This is a genomic window from Oceanobacillus sp. B139/18 (genome assembly GCF_055524595.1).
The window spans coordinates 319271-337620 of sequence record NZ_JBVFXI010000006.1 but is presented as its reverse complement, the minus strand read 5'-3'; the positions used below and the strand labels follow the sequence as shown (position 1 = coordinate 337620).

Genomic DNA, 18350 nt, shown 5'->3' with positions numbered 1-18350 from the left:
CCTACCCTCGGGGCATAAGTGCGACTTTAGCTCTGTCTGCGCCTGTCGGCTTGCCAATCGCTCAGTCTTCTTTAAAGGAGGCTGAGCTCAAGCCCATGGAAAGCGTAGTGTTTTTCTGTAGCGGCAACTATTAATATTAATTTATATAGCGTAGTGTTTTTCCAGAGCGGCTGTTTTCAGCTATTTTATTAACATTCTTATTTTAAAAAAGGAGTCGAAAAAATATGGATATTCAACAAATCAAAGAAGTTCTTCCGCACCGTTATCCGTTTTTATTAGTGGATCAGGTGAAGGACATAGAAGAAGGCAAAAAAGTGACAGCCATCAAAAATGTCACAGCAAATGAACCATTTTTCCCCGGCCATTTCCCAGATTACCCGGTAATGCCTGGAGTTCTTATTTTAGAAGCATTGGCACAAACAGGCGCAATCGCTGTTTTAGGCATCGAAGAAAACAAAGGGAAAATCGGCTTTTTAGCAGGCGTGGATAAATGCCGCTTCAAACGTCAGGTGAAGCCAGGAGATCAGCTGGAGCTGGTGGTTGAGATTATTCGCATGAAGGGGCCAATCGGCAAAGGAAAAGGCGTTGCGACGGTTAACGGTGAGGTTGCATGTGAAGCAGAAATTACATTTGCAATCAAATAAAGGGTTCGTCAGCAATATGTAATAAATTTCCTAAATGATTATGAATAAGAAATGTATGATTCCTCTTTTCTGGGTTAACCTAATTTCGAGCAATAGGTTAATATAGAAGGGAGGAATTTTTTATGAAAAAAGTATTATTAAAAGTTGGTGCTTCCGCTCTTGCTCTTACGCTGGTAACTGGATGCGGTACATCGAATAATGAAGAACCAGCAGATGATAACCCGACCATTGATCATGAAGAAAGAGAAGATGAATTTAACGGTAACGACGATAATCGTAATGATGATCCCATGGATGAAGACAACTTTGACGAGAGAGAAGAAGACATGCCGCGTAATAACGAATAAGCCGCTCTAAATAATAAAGAAGAAGGCAATGACTTTTTGGTTATCCTCTTACAGTGAGAAGAGAAATAAAAATTCTCTCACGCTGATAGGAGTAAATCCCCCACGTCCATTACCTTCTTCTTATTATTTTTTAAGAAATGATGGAGCCTGGTTAATGAACATATTCTTCACTTTCCGTCACATCATCGGAAGTAAGACCAGATAATACATGAACACGTAAAATATAGCCGGCCAGCTTTTGTTCCTCATTCACTACAGCTAAAGGAAAGCTGGACTCCAATGCTTTCGGGATTAAATCGTTGATATATTCATCTTCTGCGACAACCGTAATATCTTTCTTAATCAGATCGCTTAATTGTTTATGCTCTTTGATTCCCTGTATCGCATCATCAATCGTCACAATCCCTTGAAGCCGTCTGGAGCGGTCCACGACAAATACGCTGGAGATGCCATTTTCACGCATTTCTTTGACAGCCACATTGATTCCATCCTTGATGGAAACAAGCGCATTCGGCTTGGTCATAATATGACTTGCCTGAAATACCTTGGAACGGTCGATATCTTTAATAAACTCAGAAATATAGTCATTGGCAGGGCTGGCGATAATCTCTTCAGGAGTCCCGACCTGCTCCACATGTCCATCCTTCATCACAGCCACGCGATCGCCGATTCGAAAGGCTTCATTCACATCATGTGTAATAAAAATAATCGTCTTTTGCAGCCGTTCTTGAATGTCTAACAGCTCCAGCTGCATTTCCCGGCGGATCAGCGGGTCAAGTGCACTGAAAGGCTCATCCATTAATAAAATATCCGGGTCATTGGTGAGTGCTCTTGCTAAGCCGACACGCTGCTGCATGCCGCCAGATAATTCATCCGGATATTTATCTTCATAGCCCTTTAACCCTACTGTTTCAATATTTTGCATTGCAATTTCCCTGCGTTTTTCTTTTGGGACATTCCGAATTTCCAATCCATACTCGACATTTGCCAAAATCGTCCGGTGGCTGAAGAGACCAAAGTGCTGGAAAACCATTGCAATTTTTTCCTGACGGACTTTTTTTAATTCGTCCCGGCTGCATTTGGTAATATCCTGCCCGTCAATCAGAATCGAACCGTCTGTCGGTTTATTCAGAAGGTTGAAGCAGCGGATTAAGGTGGATTTCCCGCTTCCCGACAGCCCCATGATAACGAAGACCTCTCCCTTTTGAATGTCAAAGGTCGCATCATAGACACCAACCGTATGATTTGTTTTCTTCAAAATTTCTTCCTTCGATAATCCTTCTTTGATCATAGGGATGACAGATTTCGGTTTGGAACCAAATATTTTAGAAACATTTTTTACTTGTATTTGTACAGACATTATTGATTACCTCCACGACGTTGTACTTTTTCTGCGATACCATTGGTAATACGATCAATAATAATCGCCAGAAATACGATACTGATACCAGCTTCAAAGCCGAGCGCAATATCGATCCGGTTAATCGATACCAGCACCTGCTCGCCCAGACCGGAAGCACCGACCATGGATGCAATAACAACCATGGCTAATGCCATCATGGTCGTCTGGTTGACACCGGCCATAATTGTCGGCAATGCTTGCGGCAGCTGAACTTTGGATAAGGTCTGCCATCTGGAAGAGCCAAACGAATGCGCTGACTCCACAACCTCTTTATCCACACCGCGGATAGCAAGGTCGGTTAAACGGATGACCGGCGGCAGGGAATAAATTAATGTAGCGAAGATAGCAGAAACATTACCCAGACCAAAGAAGAAAATAGCCGGGATGAGATATACAAAACTGGGCATCGTCTGCATCGCATCAAGAATCGGACGCAAAATCATCGAGACCCATTTATTAAATGCCATTGCAACTCCAAGCGGAATTCCAATAATCAAGCAAATGATAACGGCAGTTAAAATGATGGAAATCGTAATCATCATTTCCTCCCACAGGCCAAAGCTCCCAATGAGAAAAATAAAGAGGCCGTATAAAACACCTGAGAAAAGCGATTTAAAATACCATCCAAGTAAAAAGATGATAACGATAAACAGCCACCACGGAATAATCATTAGAAAATCAGTGAGTCCGCTGATAGACCTCGAGGTGATGAAAAATATAAAATCAAATAAAACTTCTAAGTTATTGGCAAGAAAGCTGACAAATTCGTCAACATACTTTCCAGCTTCGAATGTAATGTCTGGAAATTGAATCATAAGCATGATAACTGCTAAGGAAGCAGTATTTACCTCTCTTTCTGTAATGTATTTTTTAGTTAAGGTAAAATGACGGATTGTGAAAAAGAAAGAGCAGCTAACCTGGTGGCCAGCTACTCCACGTTATTGTTTATTTTTTTATTCCAATGAATCAACTACATCCTGTGCAGTATCTTCTGGAAGCCAGGCTGTCCAGATATCTTCGTGCTCCTGCATCCACCAGATAGCTGCTTCTTCTGCTGATGCGCCATTATCTTCCATATACTCTAACGCTTCTTCGGTTAATGCGCTGCTTGTTTTATATTGTTCTAAGAATTCCACAACCTCAGGTGCTTGTTCAAGAAAATCCGGATGAACGGAAATAACCACATCATTTGGCGGGAATTCGGTTCCTTTTGACTCTTCCCAAATTTCTTCATCATAAGGTGCTTCTTCTAGTAAAATCAAATCATATTTTGCAGTAATCGCTGTAGGTGACCAATAGTAGCCGACCCATCCTTCTCCAGCTTCATAAGCACGGGCTAAATCGGTAATAATAGCTGAATCAGAGCCTGGGCTAAAGTTATTAAAGGTCTCATCTAATTCATAGAAATCGAATTTATCATTAATGGCTTCCTCTACAGCCCATCCGCTCGGCGCATTAATAATACGTCCTTTATCCGGATCTTCCGGATCTTGGAATACTTCCGGATAATCCTTCAAGTCTTCTACGGTTTGTAAATCAGGTGCAAGCGGCTCAATTCCTCGTTCTGGATCACCCTCGATAACGTAGGCAGGAACATACAGCCCCTGATTGTTATCATCAAAATTCACAGATAAGGTTTCAATATCGCCTGCTTCTGTTAATTCCTCATAAATATCGCGGATATTATCTGTCCATACCTCCATATACACATTGATATCCCCATCACTTAACCCCTGTATGGTCGCTGCAGTTGAACCGGAAGTAATATCTGTATCATAGCCGTATCCTTCTTCCATGATTTGTGCCGCAATATAATTGTGTACATTAATACTGTCCCAGCCGGCATCAGCTAAAACAATCGTATCAATTTCTCCCTCGCTTGATGCATCGCTGCATGCAGTTAAAATAAGAACCGATGCAGTTATCAAAGCAAATAATAATTTCTTCATTTTTTCTCCCCCTTTTATTTTTGGAATTTTCAGGTATATATTTCGATGAAAATGAAAGCAAAATAGTGTGTAAAACAAAAAATTTTGCAGCGGGTTAATCAATCAAGCTATTTATTCAAAAGCTGAAAGAAAATGATGTATGAGGATGGAAATAAGCTATGATTCGATTTTTAATTATACCTTATAGTTATAAAATTAAACAAAGCGCTTAAAAGTGGATAAAGATGCATATTTCGATGTATAAAGAGGTGAAGGCAGGTTTAAGCGTGTTTATCTTTGTAATTGTCGAGAATGCTCTAAAATACGTATGCGTTTTCAAAATGATTGATAAAAATCAGTCGAATCTTGTCAGATTCATAGGAAAATAGAATGATGGAGGACTGCGATTACTCGTCCCATCAAAAGCGCTGGGACTGCGATTACTCGTCCCATCAAAAGCGTTGCTGGAATTATTATGCGGCAATAAGCAGATAAGACTTGCATCTGACGTTCCGTGAGGGGATATGTTATAGAAAAAGTGCATTTAATAACTTCTCTCATCACCTGGCAGACAAACGTTGCTTGGGTATTTTGAAAGGGATATACTTAAATGAGGAATTTTTTGAAACGAATTGCGTGTCACTTTCGTACGAAACAAAGAGACAGAAAAAAAGGTATAAAAACGAGAGCAGGCAAGTGCCAGTTAAAATAAGGAAGGGGTATCTACATAACCATGAAAAAAAGTATTGGAGCAATTGGATTGATTTTGATGCTGTTTGTTTTAGCGGCATGTACAGAGGATGACAATGAATCCGCTGAAGAAACACAGGAGGAGGTAATTACTTCTGTACAGACAGAGGAGGTCGAAGAAGGGGAATTGACGCGGGAAAGAACATTTAATGCCCGACTGGAGCCTTCACAGACAACCCCGATTATGATTGAACAGCCTTTAGAAGTAGACACCTTAGAAGTAAATGTCGGCGATACGGTAGAAGAAGATGAGACAGTCGCTGAATTAACGCTTGATGGCAATACACAATCTGTGGACGCACCGGAAGCTGGGGAAGTCATTCAGATTCAGGCCGGTGAAGGCGAGAATATCGACCCGGAAGAGCCTTTTATGCTGATTGCGGATACAGATGAATGGAAAGCAGAAGGCAGTGCCTCCGAAAGCATGCTGAACCTTTTGAATATCGATGATGAAGTAGAAGTGACTGTGAGCGGAGAAGAGAAAACAGCTGCGATTACCAATATAGATCAGATTCCGGATGATACCGGATTATATCCGGTTACGGCTACATTTGAAGCTGGAGATGCGTCCTTTATCTCCGGAGCTGTTGCAAAAATAACCGTCGAGGAAACCGTAGAATCGGATGCCTTATTAGTACCTACAGAAGCAGTTGTAGAGAGTGAAAGGGAGTCCTTTGTTTTTGTGGTAACGGATGAGGAAACGGTAGAGCAGCGCGAGGTTTCTGTTATTACGATGCAATCCCGGCAAACCGCAATCGAGGGAGATATCGAAGCTGGGGAAGAAATCGTCATAACAGGTCAATCCGGATTAGAAGACGGCGATGCTGTCGAAGTAGTGAAAGGGGAATAGATTTTGAAACAGCTTATAAAAACTTCAGTAAAACGGCCAATTGGCGTCATTATGATTGTATTAGCTGTTCTTGCTTTAGGGGTTATGTCCCTGCGAAATCTTGCGGTCGATCTTTTCCCTGAAATAGATTTGCCGGTAGCCGTCGTTGCTACCAATTATCAAGATGCAGCACCAGAAGATGTGCAGAATTTAATCAGCAGACCGCTGGAATCAGCAGTAAGTGCAGTAGAAGGAATCGATACGGTTCAATCTCAATCACAATCTGGGTCCTCCATGGTAATGATGATGTTTCAAAATGGAACAGATTTAGACCAGGCCCTGTTGGATGTGAGAGAACAGGTTGACCAAGTAAAAGGAATGTTACCTGATGGAGCAGGGGACCCGAATATTCTTCGCTTCAGCCCTGATTCACTTCCGGTTATGTACCTCGGGTTAACGGGCGATGATTTAGCCGAGCTGACCGAAATCGCAGACCAGCAAATTGTTCCTTTCTTTGAAAGACAAGAAGGGGTAGCCTCAGTCACGATTGAAGGCGGCTTAGAAAGAGAGATTCAAATTGAATTAGATGAAGCGAGCTTAGAACAATATGGCATCTCGCCTCAAAGTGTCATGGATACACTGGGAAGCGAGAACAGCTCTTCCTCCATCGGTACGGTAGAACAGGGAAATCAGGATTTACAGATTCGCGTCATTGGTGAATTTGACAACATAGAGGATATTGAAAATACACAGATTCAATCAGAGGCAGGCGGCGTTGTCCGTATTTCGGATATTGCAGACGTGCAGGACGATTTTAAAGAGACTTCCTCCGAAACGATGGTGAACGGGGAGCATGCACTTGTCTTGTCTGTAATGAAGCAGACAGATGCGAATACGGTAGAGGTTGCATCGAATATTACAGATGCGATGCCGGGAATGATGGAAGATTTACCAGAAGGAATGGGTTTAAATACCATCATTGATACCTCTGAATTTATTGAGATGTCGATTGATTCGGTCATGAATAATATTTTAATTGGAGGGGCAATCGCCTTTCTTATTCTGCTCCTGTTTTTAAAGAGCATCCGTGCAACCATTGTGATTGGATTATCAATACCAATTGCGATTATCGCAACCTTTGTATTAATGTACTTTACGGGTCAGACCTTGAATGTACTTTCCCTGGGCGGATTGGCTTTAGGGATTGGAATGATGCTGGATAGCTCCATTATTATTTTAGAAAATATTTATTCCTACCGGCGCAGAGGCTACAGCCTGTTTGAGGCGGCAACCAAGGGATCGATTGAATTAGCACCGGCAGTTATTGCTTCAACAACGACGACATTAGTCGTATTTTTACCAATTGTTTTTGTAGAAGGAATGTCATCCGACTTATTTACGCCATTAGCACTGGCTGTTTCCTTCTCCTTAGTCGCATCTTTAGTCGTTGCGATTACATTAGTACCAATGCTCTCCTCGAAGCTGTTGGCAAATGTCATGGAAGGATCGGGAAAAAGGTATTGGTTTGACAGGTTTTTAAATTGGTTGAAAACACGTTATGGAAAAGGATTAGAAAAAGTACTGAGATTTAGAAAAACAACCGTCCTGGTAACGATATTAGCGATTATCGGCAGCCTTTTTCTCATTCCGCGTATCGGGATGGAGTTTATGCCATCAGCCGACCAGGGACAAGCGCAGATCACGGTAGAGACACCGCCGGGAAGCAGCTTAGACTATACGATCGGCATGACAGAACAGGTGGATGACATTTTAGCAGACTATGAGGAATATATGGATGTCAGCTATGTAACCATCGGATCTGCTGACTTTACTGGCAGTATGAATGAATCAACCTATACGCTGCAATTAATACCTGCATCAGAGCGGGACCGGTCAACGGAACAGATTATGGTAGAGATCGATGAACGTGTGCAGCATATTGCAGGTGCTGATATTGCAGCCTCTGCGATGGATGGCGGTATGGAAATGGGAGACCCGATTACGATTCAATTAAATGGCCCTGAAAATGATACCCTGATTGATTTATCCGAACAGGTCCTTGCTGAAATGGAGGAGGTTGAAGGAGTAACCAATACAACCTCTACAGCAGAAGATGGCATTCCGCAAATGGAAATTCGGGTAGATGAGGACGCAGCCTCCAGCTATGGGCTGTCAGGGTCGCAAATCACCAGCCAGCTGGAAATGAAATTCTCCGGACAGGTGGTCGGCCAATATCGGGAAGAAGGACAGGAAATCGATATTACCATTGCCTATCCAGAAGATACTCGCACAAGTATTGAAGACCTGTTAGACAGCAGTATTCAATCCCCTTCAGGAGCAACGGTTCCGTTGGATGAACTTGTTGAGATCGAGCAGGCAGAAGGACCACAGACGCTCCTGAGAGAAAATCAGCAGGCACAAATGAATGTCAGCTCGGGAGTTGTCGGTCGCGATTTAGGAAGTGTCGTATCCGATATTGAAACGAAGCTAAGTCAAATGGACTTTCCTGAAGGCTACAGCTATAGCATTGGCGGCCAGGCAGAAGATATGAAAGAGGCCTTTATGGAGCTTGGCGTAGCGCTGATATTCTCGATTTTCTTAGTGTATATCGTACTCGCTGTACAATTTGAAAATCTCCTGCAGCCATTTATTATTATGTTTGCATTACCGACAACCATTATTGGTGTTATTGGCGGACTGTTTGTGACAAATATATCCTTAAGCGTAGCCGGCTTTATCGGCATTATTATGCTTGCCGGAATAGTGGTTAATAACTCGATTGTACTTGTAGACTATATCAATATTCTGCGCAGAAGAGGAATGGACCAGATAGAAGCTATTATTGAAGCAGGACGCTCCAGACTGCGCCCAATCATGATGACATCCCTTACCACGATTCTGGCGATGGTTCCGCTAGGGCTGGGAATTGGTGAAGGGGCCGAGCTGCAGCAGCCATTAGCTGTAACGATAATCTTCGGTTTAACGATTTCCAGCATCTTTACCTTATTCTTTGTTCCTGTTATTTATCTGATCTTTGATAACATAACGAAGAAAGTAAGGGGAAGAAGGAAGCGGAAGAAAGCAGCGAAAAAGTAAACGTAAGTAATGAAAAATGAGGCAGCTCTTGGCAGAGAGACAATCATCTCATTTGCCGAGCTGCCCTTTTCATGACATAAATAATTTTCCTTGATTAACAACAGGCTAGAATTCATTTCATGTCGAAAATCGGGTATGATAAAGACAAAGAAAAGCGAAAGAAGGTAGATAAAATGGTAATATCCCAAGTAATGCAGTTAATCACCGGTGTTTTTGAAGGATTATTGGGTATTCCAGTCTTTGGCGGTATTTATATCATGGGGTCGGGCTATACGCCATTATTCGTCATGCTGATTCTTCATATTATTACATTACTCCTCGCCAGCCGGGATAGAAGATGGATAGCGGGCAGTGTTTTAGGAATTGTAACAAGTATTATTGGCTTTATCCCACTTGTTGGCATGACATTGCATTGGATTACATGTATCGTATTGATTATTTCCGTATTTCAACCAAGAAGATATTAAAAAATAAGCCTCCTGCTACATTAAGAAAGCAGGAGGCTTATTTTTGATAGGAGTAATATATAGTTTATTCCGGCCACCAATGAAAGCCATTTCTTTCAAGCAATTCATCTGCAGCTTTTGGACCCATCGAACCAGATTCATAATTCGGGAAATCCGGTTTTGTATTTGCCCAGCTCGCTAAAAGACGATCAACAAATTCCCATGACAATGCAACTTCATCCCAGTGTGTAAAGTTCGTTGCATCACCAAGCATACTATCGTAAATAAGCTTTTCATATGCTTCTGGAGTATTGATACCAGATTCTGAATCTTGGTGATAAGCCAGCTGAATAGGCTCTGTTAAATTACCATTCCCTGTTTTCTTCGCATTCAAATGAAGTGTAATCCCTTCATTTGGCTGAATGTTAATAACGAGCAGGTTAGGATTTCGTAAATCATCTTTTTTATGATAAAGGTTCATTGGAATATCTTTAAATTCCACAACAATTTTGGTTGATTTTTCTTTCATTCGTTTTCCTGTACGAATATAGAAAGGAACGCCGGCCCAGCGATAGTTGTCAATAACAAGCTTTGCAGCAACAAAGGTTTCTGTTGTGGAGTCTTTTAATGCTTCAGCTTCATCCTGATAACCATTGACTTTTTTTCCGTCGATTTCCCCGGGACCATATTGACCGCGGACAAAATACTTGTGAACCTTCTCTTCTTTGATGGTGCGCAGAGCACGCAATACCTTGATTTTTTCCGAACGAATTTCTTCGGTGCTGAGATTGATTGGCGGCTCCATAGCAAGCAGAGCAACCATTTGCAGCATATGGTTTTGAATCATATCCCTTGTTGCACCTGATGCATCGTAGTAGTGTGCGCGTTCTTCAACACCAAGTGTCTCACTGCTTGTTACTTGAATGTTATTGATAAATTGGTTATTCCATAAGTGCTCAAAGATTCCATTCGCAAAACGGATAACTTCGATATTTTGAACCATTTCTTTTCCTAGATAATGGTCGATTCGATAGATTTGATTTTCATCAAAAGCAGCTTGAAGCTCTTTATTCAGTTTTTTGGCAGAAGGTAAATCATGCCCAAAAGGTTTTTCAATCACTAAACGTGTCCATCCAGACGTTTCTTTTAAGCCATGGTCTTTCAGCTGATTGGCAATAGTCCCGAAAAAGTCAGGAGCCATCGCTAAATAAAACAGGCGATTGCCTTCCGTATGATATTCCCGTTCAAGAGATTCCACCATAAATTTTAAGTCAGTATAGGAATCTGTCGATGTAACATCAAATGATTTATAATAAAAATGAGAAGTGAATTCAGATACATCTTCATCCTCGGAAGTCAACCCTTGGATAGACTGCTCTACCTTCTCACGTATAATGTCATTATCCCATCCACGGCGGGCAAGCCCGATAACCGCGAAATTCTCGTCTAGTTTACCGCTCTTATAAAGGCGGTAAATGGAAGGGTATAGTTTACGGTTTGCCAAATCTCCAGTTGCTCCAAAAATCACAATCGTTGCCTTTGGTTGTATAGTTTCACTCATGATTAGGTTCCTCAATTCTTTAGTTTCTGTAAAGATGTTAAAAAATGCGTGTAAGTATCCTCTAAAATGCTGATTTGAAAACAGATGGAAATGTCCAACAGACTAAATCCATCAAGGTTTTGACCGCGCCAATTTGGATTGAAAGGCACATTTTACAGGGAAGCTTTGGAACACGCACAAACACATTAAAAATTCCCTAAAGATAGAAGGGGATTAATCATTAACTTTACAGAATGAATGGTGGCTTTGTCAATTTATTTACCTCTAAAATGGAGTTAATAAATTAATTTTTCAGAATTTGTTTGGAGTGAACTGGATATAATGGAATTATTATAAAAAAAGAGGGGGGAGTATATACAACTGCTTAGCTTGATGGAATTTATAAAAACCATCTGCAGTAAATATTTACCCAGTTTATCTGAAAAAAGACTGGCTTTATTTTAAAATGATTGGTAAAATATAGACAATTCAAAGAAAGGAAGTGGTCTATTGCTTACAGCACCAGTTATTCTCGAAGAAGAAGCAGACTACATGAAGCATGATCGGCTGACGAAAAAGCTGATTCAAGAGTTTTTTGAAGAGTTTATCGAAGCATTTTTCCCCAATCTCTATCCCTACATTGATTTCTCCAACGTGACCTTCCTCGAACAGGAAGTCTATCTGGATTACCTCAATGGCCGCAAGAAAGAAATAGACGTCCTCGCCGAAGTTAAGCTGAATCATGAAGACAAAATTCTGCATATTCATACGGAAGCACAATCGACCCGTGAAGCAAATTTTCCTGAAAGAATGTTTCTCTATTTTTCTTACCTTTACGCCAAACACCGCAAACCCATTCAACCCATCGCTGTTTTGAGTTATAATAGGGAAAAAGAAGAACCTACGCAATTCAGAATTAATACACCCATCCAAGACGTCCTTCAATTTAACTTTTTACAATTACACTTAATCAAGAAAAACTGGAGAGCTTATATTCAATCAGACAACCCGGCCGCAGCAGCCTTGCTCAGTCAGATGGGGTATGAAGCGCATGAGCGGGTTCAGGTGAAGCTGGAGTTTCTGCGCATGATCACCCGGATGAAAATCAACCCGGCGCAAATGGAATTCCTGTATGGTTATTTCGAAACTTATCTAAAACTAAACAAAGAGGAGGAAGCGCAAATGATGGAGCAAATGGAGAACTTGCCGGAGGAGGAAAAAGACATGGTTTTGCAGCTGCCGAATTCTTATTTTGAGAGAGGATTGGAGAAAGGGAAGCAGGAAGGGAGACAAGAAGGAAAACAAGAAGGAAAACAAGAAATAGCTTTAGAATTGCTGGCAATAGGCATGCCAGTCAACCAAATAGCAGAGATCACAAAATTAAGCAAAGAAGAAATTAAAAAGCTGGCAGGCAAGTAAATAAAACGAAGAAACAAACAGCTTTCATAAGACAAGAAAGGGAGACGTTTAAAAATATACCTTCCCCCTTTTAGAATTGTACGAAGCAAAGCTTTTATCAACGAAGGATTGGTCACTTCAATGTAGATGAAAAAATTACGGCTTTGCCTTCTGCAGCTTCATCATAATCTGATTAATAACCTGGGAAAACATTAGACCAATCGCAATACCTCCAGCCAGCAGCATCACTTGGGCTGAAAGCTGAATTGCCGTATTATAATCATTTTCAACAAAGTTTCGCATGGCATTATAGGCGACGCCTCCAGGTACGAGCGGGATAATGCCGGATACCGCGAAGATAATGATTGGCCTTTTTAGAATACGGGAACAAACTTGGCTGAGGATGGAGACAAGAATTGCCGCAAAGGTAGTTGCAGCAACGATATCGACATGAAATTCTCTGAGGGTGTAAAAGAGAATCCAGCCAAGCATTCCGACAAGACCGCATGGAATCAATGATTTTTTTGGTGCATTAAATAAAACACCAAAGCCTGCAGATGCAATAAAACTGGCAGCAAGTTGAACAATAATATCAAACATTTGTATTCTATCCTCCATTTAAGCATTCGCAGAGTGTGACGACTTCTGCGTCTGCCACACCGATGAGAGCTGCCTTGTTATTTTCGGATGACAGCAATTAAACTGGAAAAAACCCATAAACCATCGCAATTCCGGCTCCAATCGCTACAGCGGTAAGCAGTGACTCGATTCCCTTGGAAACACCGGAAACAAGATGACCCGCCATTAAATCGCGAATGGCATTCGTAATTGGGAGCCCGGGAACAAGCGGCATAACCGCGCCGATAATAATCATTTCCAGACTTCCGCCAAAGCCGAGCAAAAAACAGATCGCAGCTGTTAAACCAATGAACGATGATCCGATAAATTCTGCGAGGAAGCGGATTTCAATCATTTTATCAAATAGAATCATCGTCGAGTACCCGATACTTCCTGCAAGACAGGCTGGTAAAAAGTCAGCCCACGTACCGCCGAACATTAAGGAAAAACACCCGCTGACCAGTGTGGCTGCAAGCACTTGGAAGCTTAAAGAAAAGGTTGGTACATTTTTTTCTAACGTTTTTAATTTATGATAAGCTGTCTCCAAGGGAAGCTGATACGCGACAATTTCCCGGGAAAGCTGATTCACATCATCAATTTTATGTAGATCTGTAGCGCGTTTGGTAATCCGTAAGAAATAACTGCTTTCAGTATAATCGAGCGAGAAGTGCAGTCCGGTTAATGTAGCATAGCTTTGAGGGTTTTCTACCCCATAAGACTGTGCGATCCGGTCCATGGTATCCTCGACCCGATACGTCTCTGCTCCAGAAGCCAGCATAATCTTTCCGGCTAATAAACATATTTTTTCTACAGTAACAGATTGCTTGCTCAAAACATAACCTCCGCATCCGGTTCAAACTAAGTTCTATTATAGGTAAAGCAGTCCCCGAAAGAAAGGTATAAACCTAAACTTTTTTTGAGAAGTCTTCTTATCCTGGTGGATGTAAATGCAAAAAGAAAACCCGATGTGCAAGAAACACATCAGGATAGATTAGCTGACGATTAACAGAATAAAAACAATTGCAATAATAGGAACCGCATTTCCTAAAGCCATCGCCATAAATATAAATGGCTGGATCCGCTGTTTGAGCTCTTTTTCGACATTACCTGCAGGAGAACGCTGCGAGAAGATATAAAAAATATGAATAATCATTAAAAGGGCAATAATGACAATTGGAATCAGCGCATCCGACATGTCCAGCTGTTCACTTGGCGGGAAGATAAATCCCAGCACAATCATCGCAATTGGCAAGATTTCAAGAATAGAAAATTTGGTAAAAAAACGGTTTAAATGCTGCGGGAACTTTTCCGGCTCTGTCAGCATGTTATCCATGGTGGAACGGAATACAACAATCATTCCAAACACAGCGATAGCAGCTGCTAATACATAAAGATATAAAAACATATGAGGCACCTCCTTTTCACAAGCTGATGTTTGTAATGAATGTACCACAGTCGCAACCTAAAAAAAAGATGCGCTTTACCTATTTCTATTCCAGCAAAATCCCCGCCATGAAAGATTCCCAAAGAATAAACGGATAAATCATTGCGCAATATAGGAAGAGTCCTATATAATTTAAAGAAGTCCACAGGAAATGATGTCGAAATAAGGGAAAAATAAACATACAAATTTCGACATGGAACCTTTAAAGTCTGGCACTTGAAGCCAGATGAGCAAAAAGAAACGCAATGGGAACAGAATAGGAAAATCAACCTATCTTCAACCCTGCTGCTGACCAAATGAAAGCCATTCTTTTTAGGAGTATGTGACTTGTAATATTTAGGAGAATACTATGCTAAACTATGTAGATTTAACAATCGCCTTTTTAATTTCTGCCATCTCAGCTTTGCTGATTACCTATCCAGTGAAAAAGCTGGCAGTAAAAATAGGAGCAATGGATAAACCAAACCATCGAAAAATACATCAGAGTGTCACACCAAGATTAGGTGGATTAGCTATTTTTGCAGGTGCTTTATTAGGTATGCTGTATTTGCAGCCAAGACATGTCTTCATAGATGAAATTTTGATTGGCTCGCTTATCATTTTGATTACCGGAGCGCTGGATGATAAATATACGATACGCCCTTTAATTAAATTATCAGGACAAGTCATTGCCGCGAGTCTGCTGATTTATGCGGGTTTGATTATTGAACGAATCACCATTCCGCTTTTGGGCGTTGTGGAACTAGGCTTTTTAGGTCCGGTGCTGACCTTCTTTTGGATTATCGGAATCACCAATGCCATTAATTTAATTGACGGCTTGGACGGACTGGCCACGGGAGTGACAACAATTGCGATGATCAGTATCTTCGCCATGGCGATTGTGGACACGCAGGTGCTGGTTGCTTACTTATGCATTACCTTTATTGGCGCGAATATCGGCTTTTTATACCATAATTTTTACCCCGCCAAGATATATATGGGGGATACCGGATCTAACCTGCTGGGCTATATCATTGCAATTATTTCGATCTTAGGTCTGTTTAAAAACATTACCTTCTTTAGTTTTATTATTCCGATTGTGATTTTGGCAGTGCCTATTTTTGACACACTGGTAGCAATGATTCGCCGGCTTTATAATAAAGAAAGCATTATGACAGCAGACCGCCGCCATATTCATTATCAATTAATCGATGCCGGCTACAGCCACCGGAAAACAGTGGTGATTATCTATCTGTTCAGCGGCTTGTTCGGGGTGATCGGGATTCTCTTTTCCGAAGCGGATCTGGCCATTTCCCTTGTTTTCACAGCTGTGATGATATTTCTATTACATATTTTTGCGGAACTCGCCGGACTGGTTATGGGAGGGAGAAGACCTATTGTCACTATCCTCCGGCGGATAAAGTCATTTATATTTAAACCGTTTAAGAAAAAGAAGAAATCAAGAAAAAGCAGTGACTAATCGCATGTCACTGCTTTTTTGATGTTCCGCTATAATCAAGCTTCCTTATAAGCTCCAGTATTTAAAGCCTTCAGCTTCCAGCGCATCTCTGCCGTAAGCTCCCTTAATATCGATAAATACCTTCTCATCCGTCCGGTACATTGGATGGAAATCACTTACCTGGTATTCCTGATATTCCTGATGCGGTACAGCTAAAACAACCGCATCCAAATCGGTTAATTGATTATCCTGAACCAATTCAAATCCGAAAACCTCTTTGACTTCCTCAGGTTCTGCTTTTGGATCATGAACCAGCACATCGACACCGTATTCCGTTAATTCATCCACGATATCATTGACCTTCGTATTACGTACATCTGCAACATTTTCTTTAAATGTCAGTCCGAGAATGGCAACACGCGCGCCATCCACCTGCAGCTTCGACTTAATCATTTTCTTGATGATGCTGCTGGCAATATATCTGCCCATATCATCATTGATTTTTCTTCCCGCTAGGATAATCTGCGAATGATAGCCGAGCTGCTCTGCTTTATAGGTAAAGTAATAAGGATCCACGCCGATGCAGTGTCCGCCGACAAGACCGGGAGTGAACTTCAAAAAGTTCCATTTCGTGCCGGCCGCTTCCAGCACATCCTTCGTATCGATATCCATCTTATTGAAAACCATGGAAAGCTCATTCATAAAGGCGATATTGATATCCCGCTGTGAATTCTCAATCACCTTTGCCGCTTCTGCAACCTTGATCGATTTTGCTTCAAAGACACCAGCTTGAATAATGGAACCATATAAAGCGGAGATTTCCTTTAATGCTTCCTCATCTGAGCCGGACACAATCTTTTGGATAGTGACAAGGGTATTCACCTTATCGCCGGGATTGATTCGTTCCGGAGAGTAGCCTACTTTGAAATCCTTTCCGAAAGTCAATTGAGATTTTTCCTCTAAAATAGGAATGCAAACCTCTTCCGTTGTCCCCGGGTAAACCGTTGATTCATAAACAACAATTGAGCCTTCCGTAAGGTGTTGTCCAACTGTCTCACTTGCTGAAATCACAGGTTTTAAATTCGGCGTTTTATCCGAATTAATCGGTGTCGGCACAGCGACGATATGAAAGGTACAATCGCTGATATCGCTCGGCGCACTTGTGAATTCCAGGGTAGTTTCCTTTAGCGCCTCACTGCCGACCTCTTCCGTTACATCAATGCCTTTTCGATATTGCGCAACCTTTGCTTCATTCAGGTCAAAACCGACCACATCATATTTTTTTGCTAATTCCACTGCCAGGGGCAGTCCTACATAACCCAGACCAATGACGGAAATCTTAGCTTTTCTATCTTGAATTTGTTGAAATAGATTCATTTATTTAGCCTGCCTTTTTAAATGTAAATTCATGTAACATCTACTTGTTCCATATTATACAATTATCTAAATTAGATGTATAGTAAATGGTAGTTAGACTTATTGTAACCTAAGCGATTTATTTCATTAAAATACACTGGAGGGATGCCGTATGACAGTAAAAAAAGCAATTATCCCCGCAGCAGGACTTGGAACAAGATTTTTACCGGCAACGAAGGCGCAGCCAAAAGAAATGCTTCCCATTGTAGATAAACCGACGATTCAATATATTATTGAGGAAGCAGTGGCCTCCGGAATAGAGGATATCATTATTATTTCTGGAAGAGGCAAGCGCGCGATTGAAGATCATTTTGATAAATCATATGAATTAGAAGAAAAATTAGAGCAGAAGCAGGATTGGGAGACATTAGAACAGGTCAGAAGCATCTCTAAACTCGCGAATATCCACTATATCCGCCAGAAGGAACCGCTTGGCCTCGGGCATGCCATTGGCTGTGCCAGTTCATTTATCGGCAATGAAGCCTTCGCTGTCTTGCTTGGCGATGATATTGTGGTGTCCGAAAAACCATGCTTAAAGCAGCTGATTGATGTCCATGAGGAACACCATGCGGCTGTAATAGGCGCACATTCCGTTCCATGGGAGGATGTATCGAAATATGGAATCATCGACCCGAAAAACAAAGAAGAGACGGCAGGCAGAACCAGCTTTGTTCATGATTTAGTTGAAAAACCGGATGCGAAGGAAGCGCCGTCCAACTTGGCTATTATGGGAAGGTATATCCTGACACCGGAAATCTTTTCTATTTTACAGACGCTTGAACCAGGCAAGGATAATGAAATCCAGCTGACAGATGCGTTAAAGAAACTCAATCAGACACAGGATGTCGTTGCTTATAATTTTGAAGGTGATCGATATGACGTGGGCAATAAATTTGGTTTTATTGAAGCAACGATTGATTTTGCGCTGGGAAGACCGGATTTAAAAGCAGATGTGCTGGCGTATATGAAAAGGAAATTAGAAGAAGAGTAAGTAGAAGGGGGATGCGGGCTTTATAGTGGTCTGCATTCTTTATTATATGCAGGTAAATTTAAT

At 41.4% G+C, this 18350-nt stretch carries 16 protein-coding genes; 8 read left to right on the top strand and 8 right to left on the bottom strand.

The window, feature by feature from the left end:
• Positions 1-224: 224 nt before the first annotated feature.
• The gene (gene fabZ, locus ACZSMY_RS18040) at positions 225-644 is read left to right on the top strand and encodes a 3-hydroxyacyl-ACP dehydratase FabZ (protein ID WP_042529562.1); all 420 of its coding nucleotides are present in this window, start codon (positions 225-227) and stop codon (positions 642-644) included.
• A 122-nt stretch (positions 645-766) separates the two neighbouring features.
• Positions 767-991, top strand: a complete 225-nt coding sequence (locus ACZSMY_RS18035; RefSeq protein ID WP_042529564.1) for a hypothetical protein — start codon at positions 767-769, stop codon at positions 989-991.
• Between the two features lie 151 nt (positions 992-1142).
• On the opposite strand, the gene ACZSMY_RS18030 is transcribed toward ACZSMY_RS18035, so the two are convergent.
• From ACZSMY_RS18030 to ACZSMY_RS18020, 3 genes are all read right to left on the bottom strand, one after another.
• Positions 1143-2351: a quaternary amine ABC transporter ATP-binding protein gene (locus ACZSMY_RS18030; protein WP_042529566.1), complete on the bottom strand. Its 1209-nt coding sequence runs from the start codon at positions 2349-2351 to the stop codon at positions 1143-1145.
• Positions 2351-3208 carry an ABC transporter permease gene (locus ACZSMY_RS18025; protein ID WP_212929177.1) on the bottom strand — a complete coding sequence of 286 codons (858 nt, stop codon included), beginning with the start codon at positions 3206-3208 and terminating at the stop codon, positions 2351-2353. The genes ACZSMY_RS18030 and ACZSMY_RS18025 overlap by 1 nt, the downstream gene beginning before the upstream one ends.
• Positions 3209-3346: 138 nt before the next feature.
• Positions 3347-4342: an ABC transporter substrate-binding protein gene (locus ACZSMY_RS18020; RefSeq protein ID WP_465148114.1), complete on the bottom strand. Its 996-nt coding sequence runs from the start codon at positions 4340-4342 to the stop codon at positions 3347-3349.
• A gap of 712 nt (positions 4343-5054) precedes the next feature.
• Here ACZSMY_RS18020 and ACZSMY_RS18015 point away from each other — a divergent pair.
• The 3 genes from ACZSMY_RS18015 (at position 5055) to ACZSMY_RS18005 (ending at position 9463) form a co-directional block, all read left to right on the top strand.
• Positions 5055-5921, top strand: a complete 867-nt coding sequence (locus ACZSMY_RS18015; protein WP_042529570.1) for an efflux RND transporter periplasmic adaptor subunit — start codon at positions 5055-5057, stop codon at positions 5919-5921.
• A 3-nt stretch (positions 5922-5924) separates the two neighbouring features.
• Entirely contained in the window at positions 5925-8996 is a 3072-nt protein-coding gene (locus ACZSMY_RS18010; RefSeq protein WP_465148113.1) for an efflux RND transporter permease subunit, read from the top strand.
• Positions 8997-9169: 173 nt separating this feature from the next.
• A complete protein-coding gene (locus ACZSMY_RS18005) occupies positions 9170-9463 on the top strand; it encodes a hypothetical protein (protein ID WP_042529572.1) in 294 nt (97 codons plus the stop codon).
• 64 nt (positions 9464-9527) lie between these two features.
• Here ACZSMY_RS18005 and zwf read toward each other — a convergent pair whose 3' ends face one another.
• Entirely contained in the window at positions 9528-11003 is a 1476-nt protein-coding gene (gene zwf / locus ACZSMY_RS18000) for a glucose-6-phosphate dehydrogenase (protein WP_256705199.1), read from the bottom strand.
• A gap of 531 nt (positions 11004-11534) precedes the next feature.
• Between zwf and ACZSMY_RS17995 the strand changes: the two genes are divergently transcribed.
• Positions 11535-12401: an Rpn family recombination-promoting nuclease/putative transposase gene (locus ACZSMY_RS17995; protein WP_465148112.1), complete on the top strand. Its 867-nt coding sequence runs from the start codon at positions 11535-11537 to the stop codon at positions 12399-12401.
• 135 nt (positions 12402-12536) lie between these two features.
• Here the strand turns inward: ACZSMY_RS17995 and ACZSMY_RS17990 are convergent, their stop codons facing one another.
• The 3 genes from ACZSMY_RS17990 to ACZSMY_RS17980 form a co-directional block, all read right to left on the bottom strand.
• Positions 12537-12980: a threonine/serine exporter family protein gene (locus tag ACZSMY_RS17990; RefSeq protein ID WP_465148111.1), complete on the bottom strand. Its 444-nt coding sequence runs from the start codon at positions 12978-12980 to the stop codon at positions 12537-12539.
• 97 nt (positions 12981-13077) lie between these two features.
• A complete protein-coding gene (locus tag ACZSMY_RS17985; RefSeq protein ID WP_042529579.1) occupies positions 13078-13830 on the bottom strand; it encodes a threonine/serine exporter family protein in 753 nt (250 codons plus the stop codon).
• Positions 13831-13989: 159 nt separating this feature from the next.
• Entirely contained in the window at positions 13990-14403 is a 414-nt protein-coding gene (locus ACZSMY_RS17980; RefSeq protein WP_042529581.1) for a hypothetical protein, read from the bottom strand.
• 388 nt (positions 14404-14791) lie between these two features.
• Here ACZSMY_RS17980 and ACZSMY_RS17975 point away from each other — a divergent pair, with 388 nt between their 5' ends.
• Positions 14792-15901: a glycosyltransferase family 4 protein gene (locus ACZSMY_RS17975; protein ID WP_042529583.1), complete on the top strand. Its 1110-nt coding sequence runs from the start codon at positions 14792-14794 to the stop codon at positions 15899-15901.
• A gap of 45 nt (positions 15902-15946) precedes the next feature.
• Here ACZSMY_RS17975 and ACZSMY_RS17970 read toward each other — a convergent pair whose 3' ends face one another.
• Positions 15947-17257, bottom strand: a complete 1311-nt coding sequence (locus ACZSMY_RS17970; RefSeq protein ID WP_042529585.1) for a nucleotide sugar dehydrogenase — start codon at positions 17255-17257, stop codon at positions 15947-15949.
• A 151-nt stretch (positions 17258-17408) separates the two neighbouring features.
• Between ACZSMY_RS17970 and galU the strand changes: the two genes are divergently transcribed.
• Positions 17409-18287, top strand: coding sequence for a UTP--glucose-1-phosphate uridylyltransferase GalU (galU, locus tag ACZSMY_RS17965; RefSeq protein ID WP_212929176.1), 879 nt, complete (start codon positions 17409-17411; stop codon positions 18285-18287).
• The last annotated feature ends 63 nt before the right edge of the window (positions 18288-18350 follow it).

Bases quoted from the DNA above. Each gene is read 5' to 3' on its own strand.
- ACZSMY_RS17990 (WP_465148111.1), bottom strand. From the start codon at position 12,980: ATGTTTGATATTATTGTTCAACTTGCTGCCAGTTTTATTGCATCTGCA.
- galU (WP_212929176.1), top strand. From the start codon at position 17,409: ATGACAGTAAAAAAAGCAATTATCCCCGCAGCAGGACTTGGAACAAGA.
- ACZSMY_RS18005 (WP_042529572.1), top strand. From the start codon at position 9,170: ATGGTAATATCCCAAGTAATGCAGTTAATCACCGGTGTTTTTGAAGGA.
- ACZSMY_RS17995 (WP_465148112.1), top strand. From the start codon at position 11,535: ATGAAGCATGATCGGCTGACGAAAAAGCTGATTCAAGAGTTTTTTGAA.
- ACZSMY_RS18025 (WP_212929177.1), bottom strand. From the start codon at position 3,208: ATGATTCAATTTCCAGACATTACATTCGAAGCTGGAAAGTATGTTGAC.
- zwf (WP_256705199.1), bottom strand. From the start codon at position 11,003: ATGAGTGAAACTATACAACCAAAGGCAACGATTGTGATTTTTGGAGCA.
- ACZSMY_RS17970 (WP_042529585.1), bottom strand. From the start codon at position 17,257: ATGAATCTATTTCAACAAATTCAAGATAGAAAAGCTAAGATTTCCGTC.
- ACZSMY_RS17975 (WP_042529583.1), top strand. From the start codon at position 14,792: ATGCTAAACTATGTAGATTTAACAATCGCCTTTTTAATTTCTGCCATC.
- ACZSMY_RS18030 (WP_042529566.1), bottom strand. From the start codon at position 2,351: ATGTCTGTACAAATACAAGTAAAAAATGTTTCTAAAATATTTGGTTCC.
- ACZSMY_RS18020 (WP_465148114.1), bottom strand. From the start codon at position 4,342: ATGAAGAAATTATTATTTGCTTTGATAACTGCATCGGTTCTTATTTTA.
- ACZSMY_RS18015 (WP_042529570.1), top strand. From the start codon at position 5,055: ATGAAAAAAAGTATTGGAGCAATTGGATTGATTTTGATGCTGTTTGTT.
- ACZSMY_RS17980 (WP_042529581.1), bottom strand. From the start codon at position 14,403: ATGTTTTTATATCTTTATGTATTAGCAGCTGCTATCGCTGTGTTTGGA.
- fabZ (WP_042529562.1), top strand. From the start codon at position 225: ATGGATATTCAACAAATCAAAGAAGTTCTTCCGCACCGTTATCCGTTT.
- ACZSMY_RS18035 (WP_042529564.1), top strand. From the start codon at position 767: ATGAAAAAAGTATTATTAAAAGTTGGTGCTTCCGCTCTTGCTCTTACG.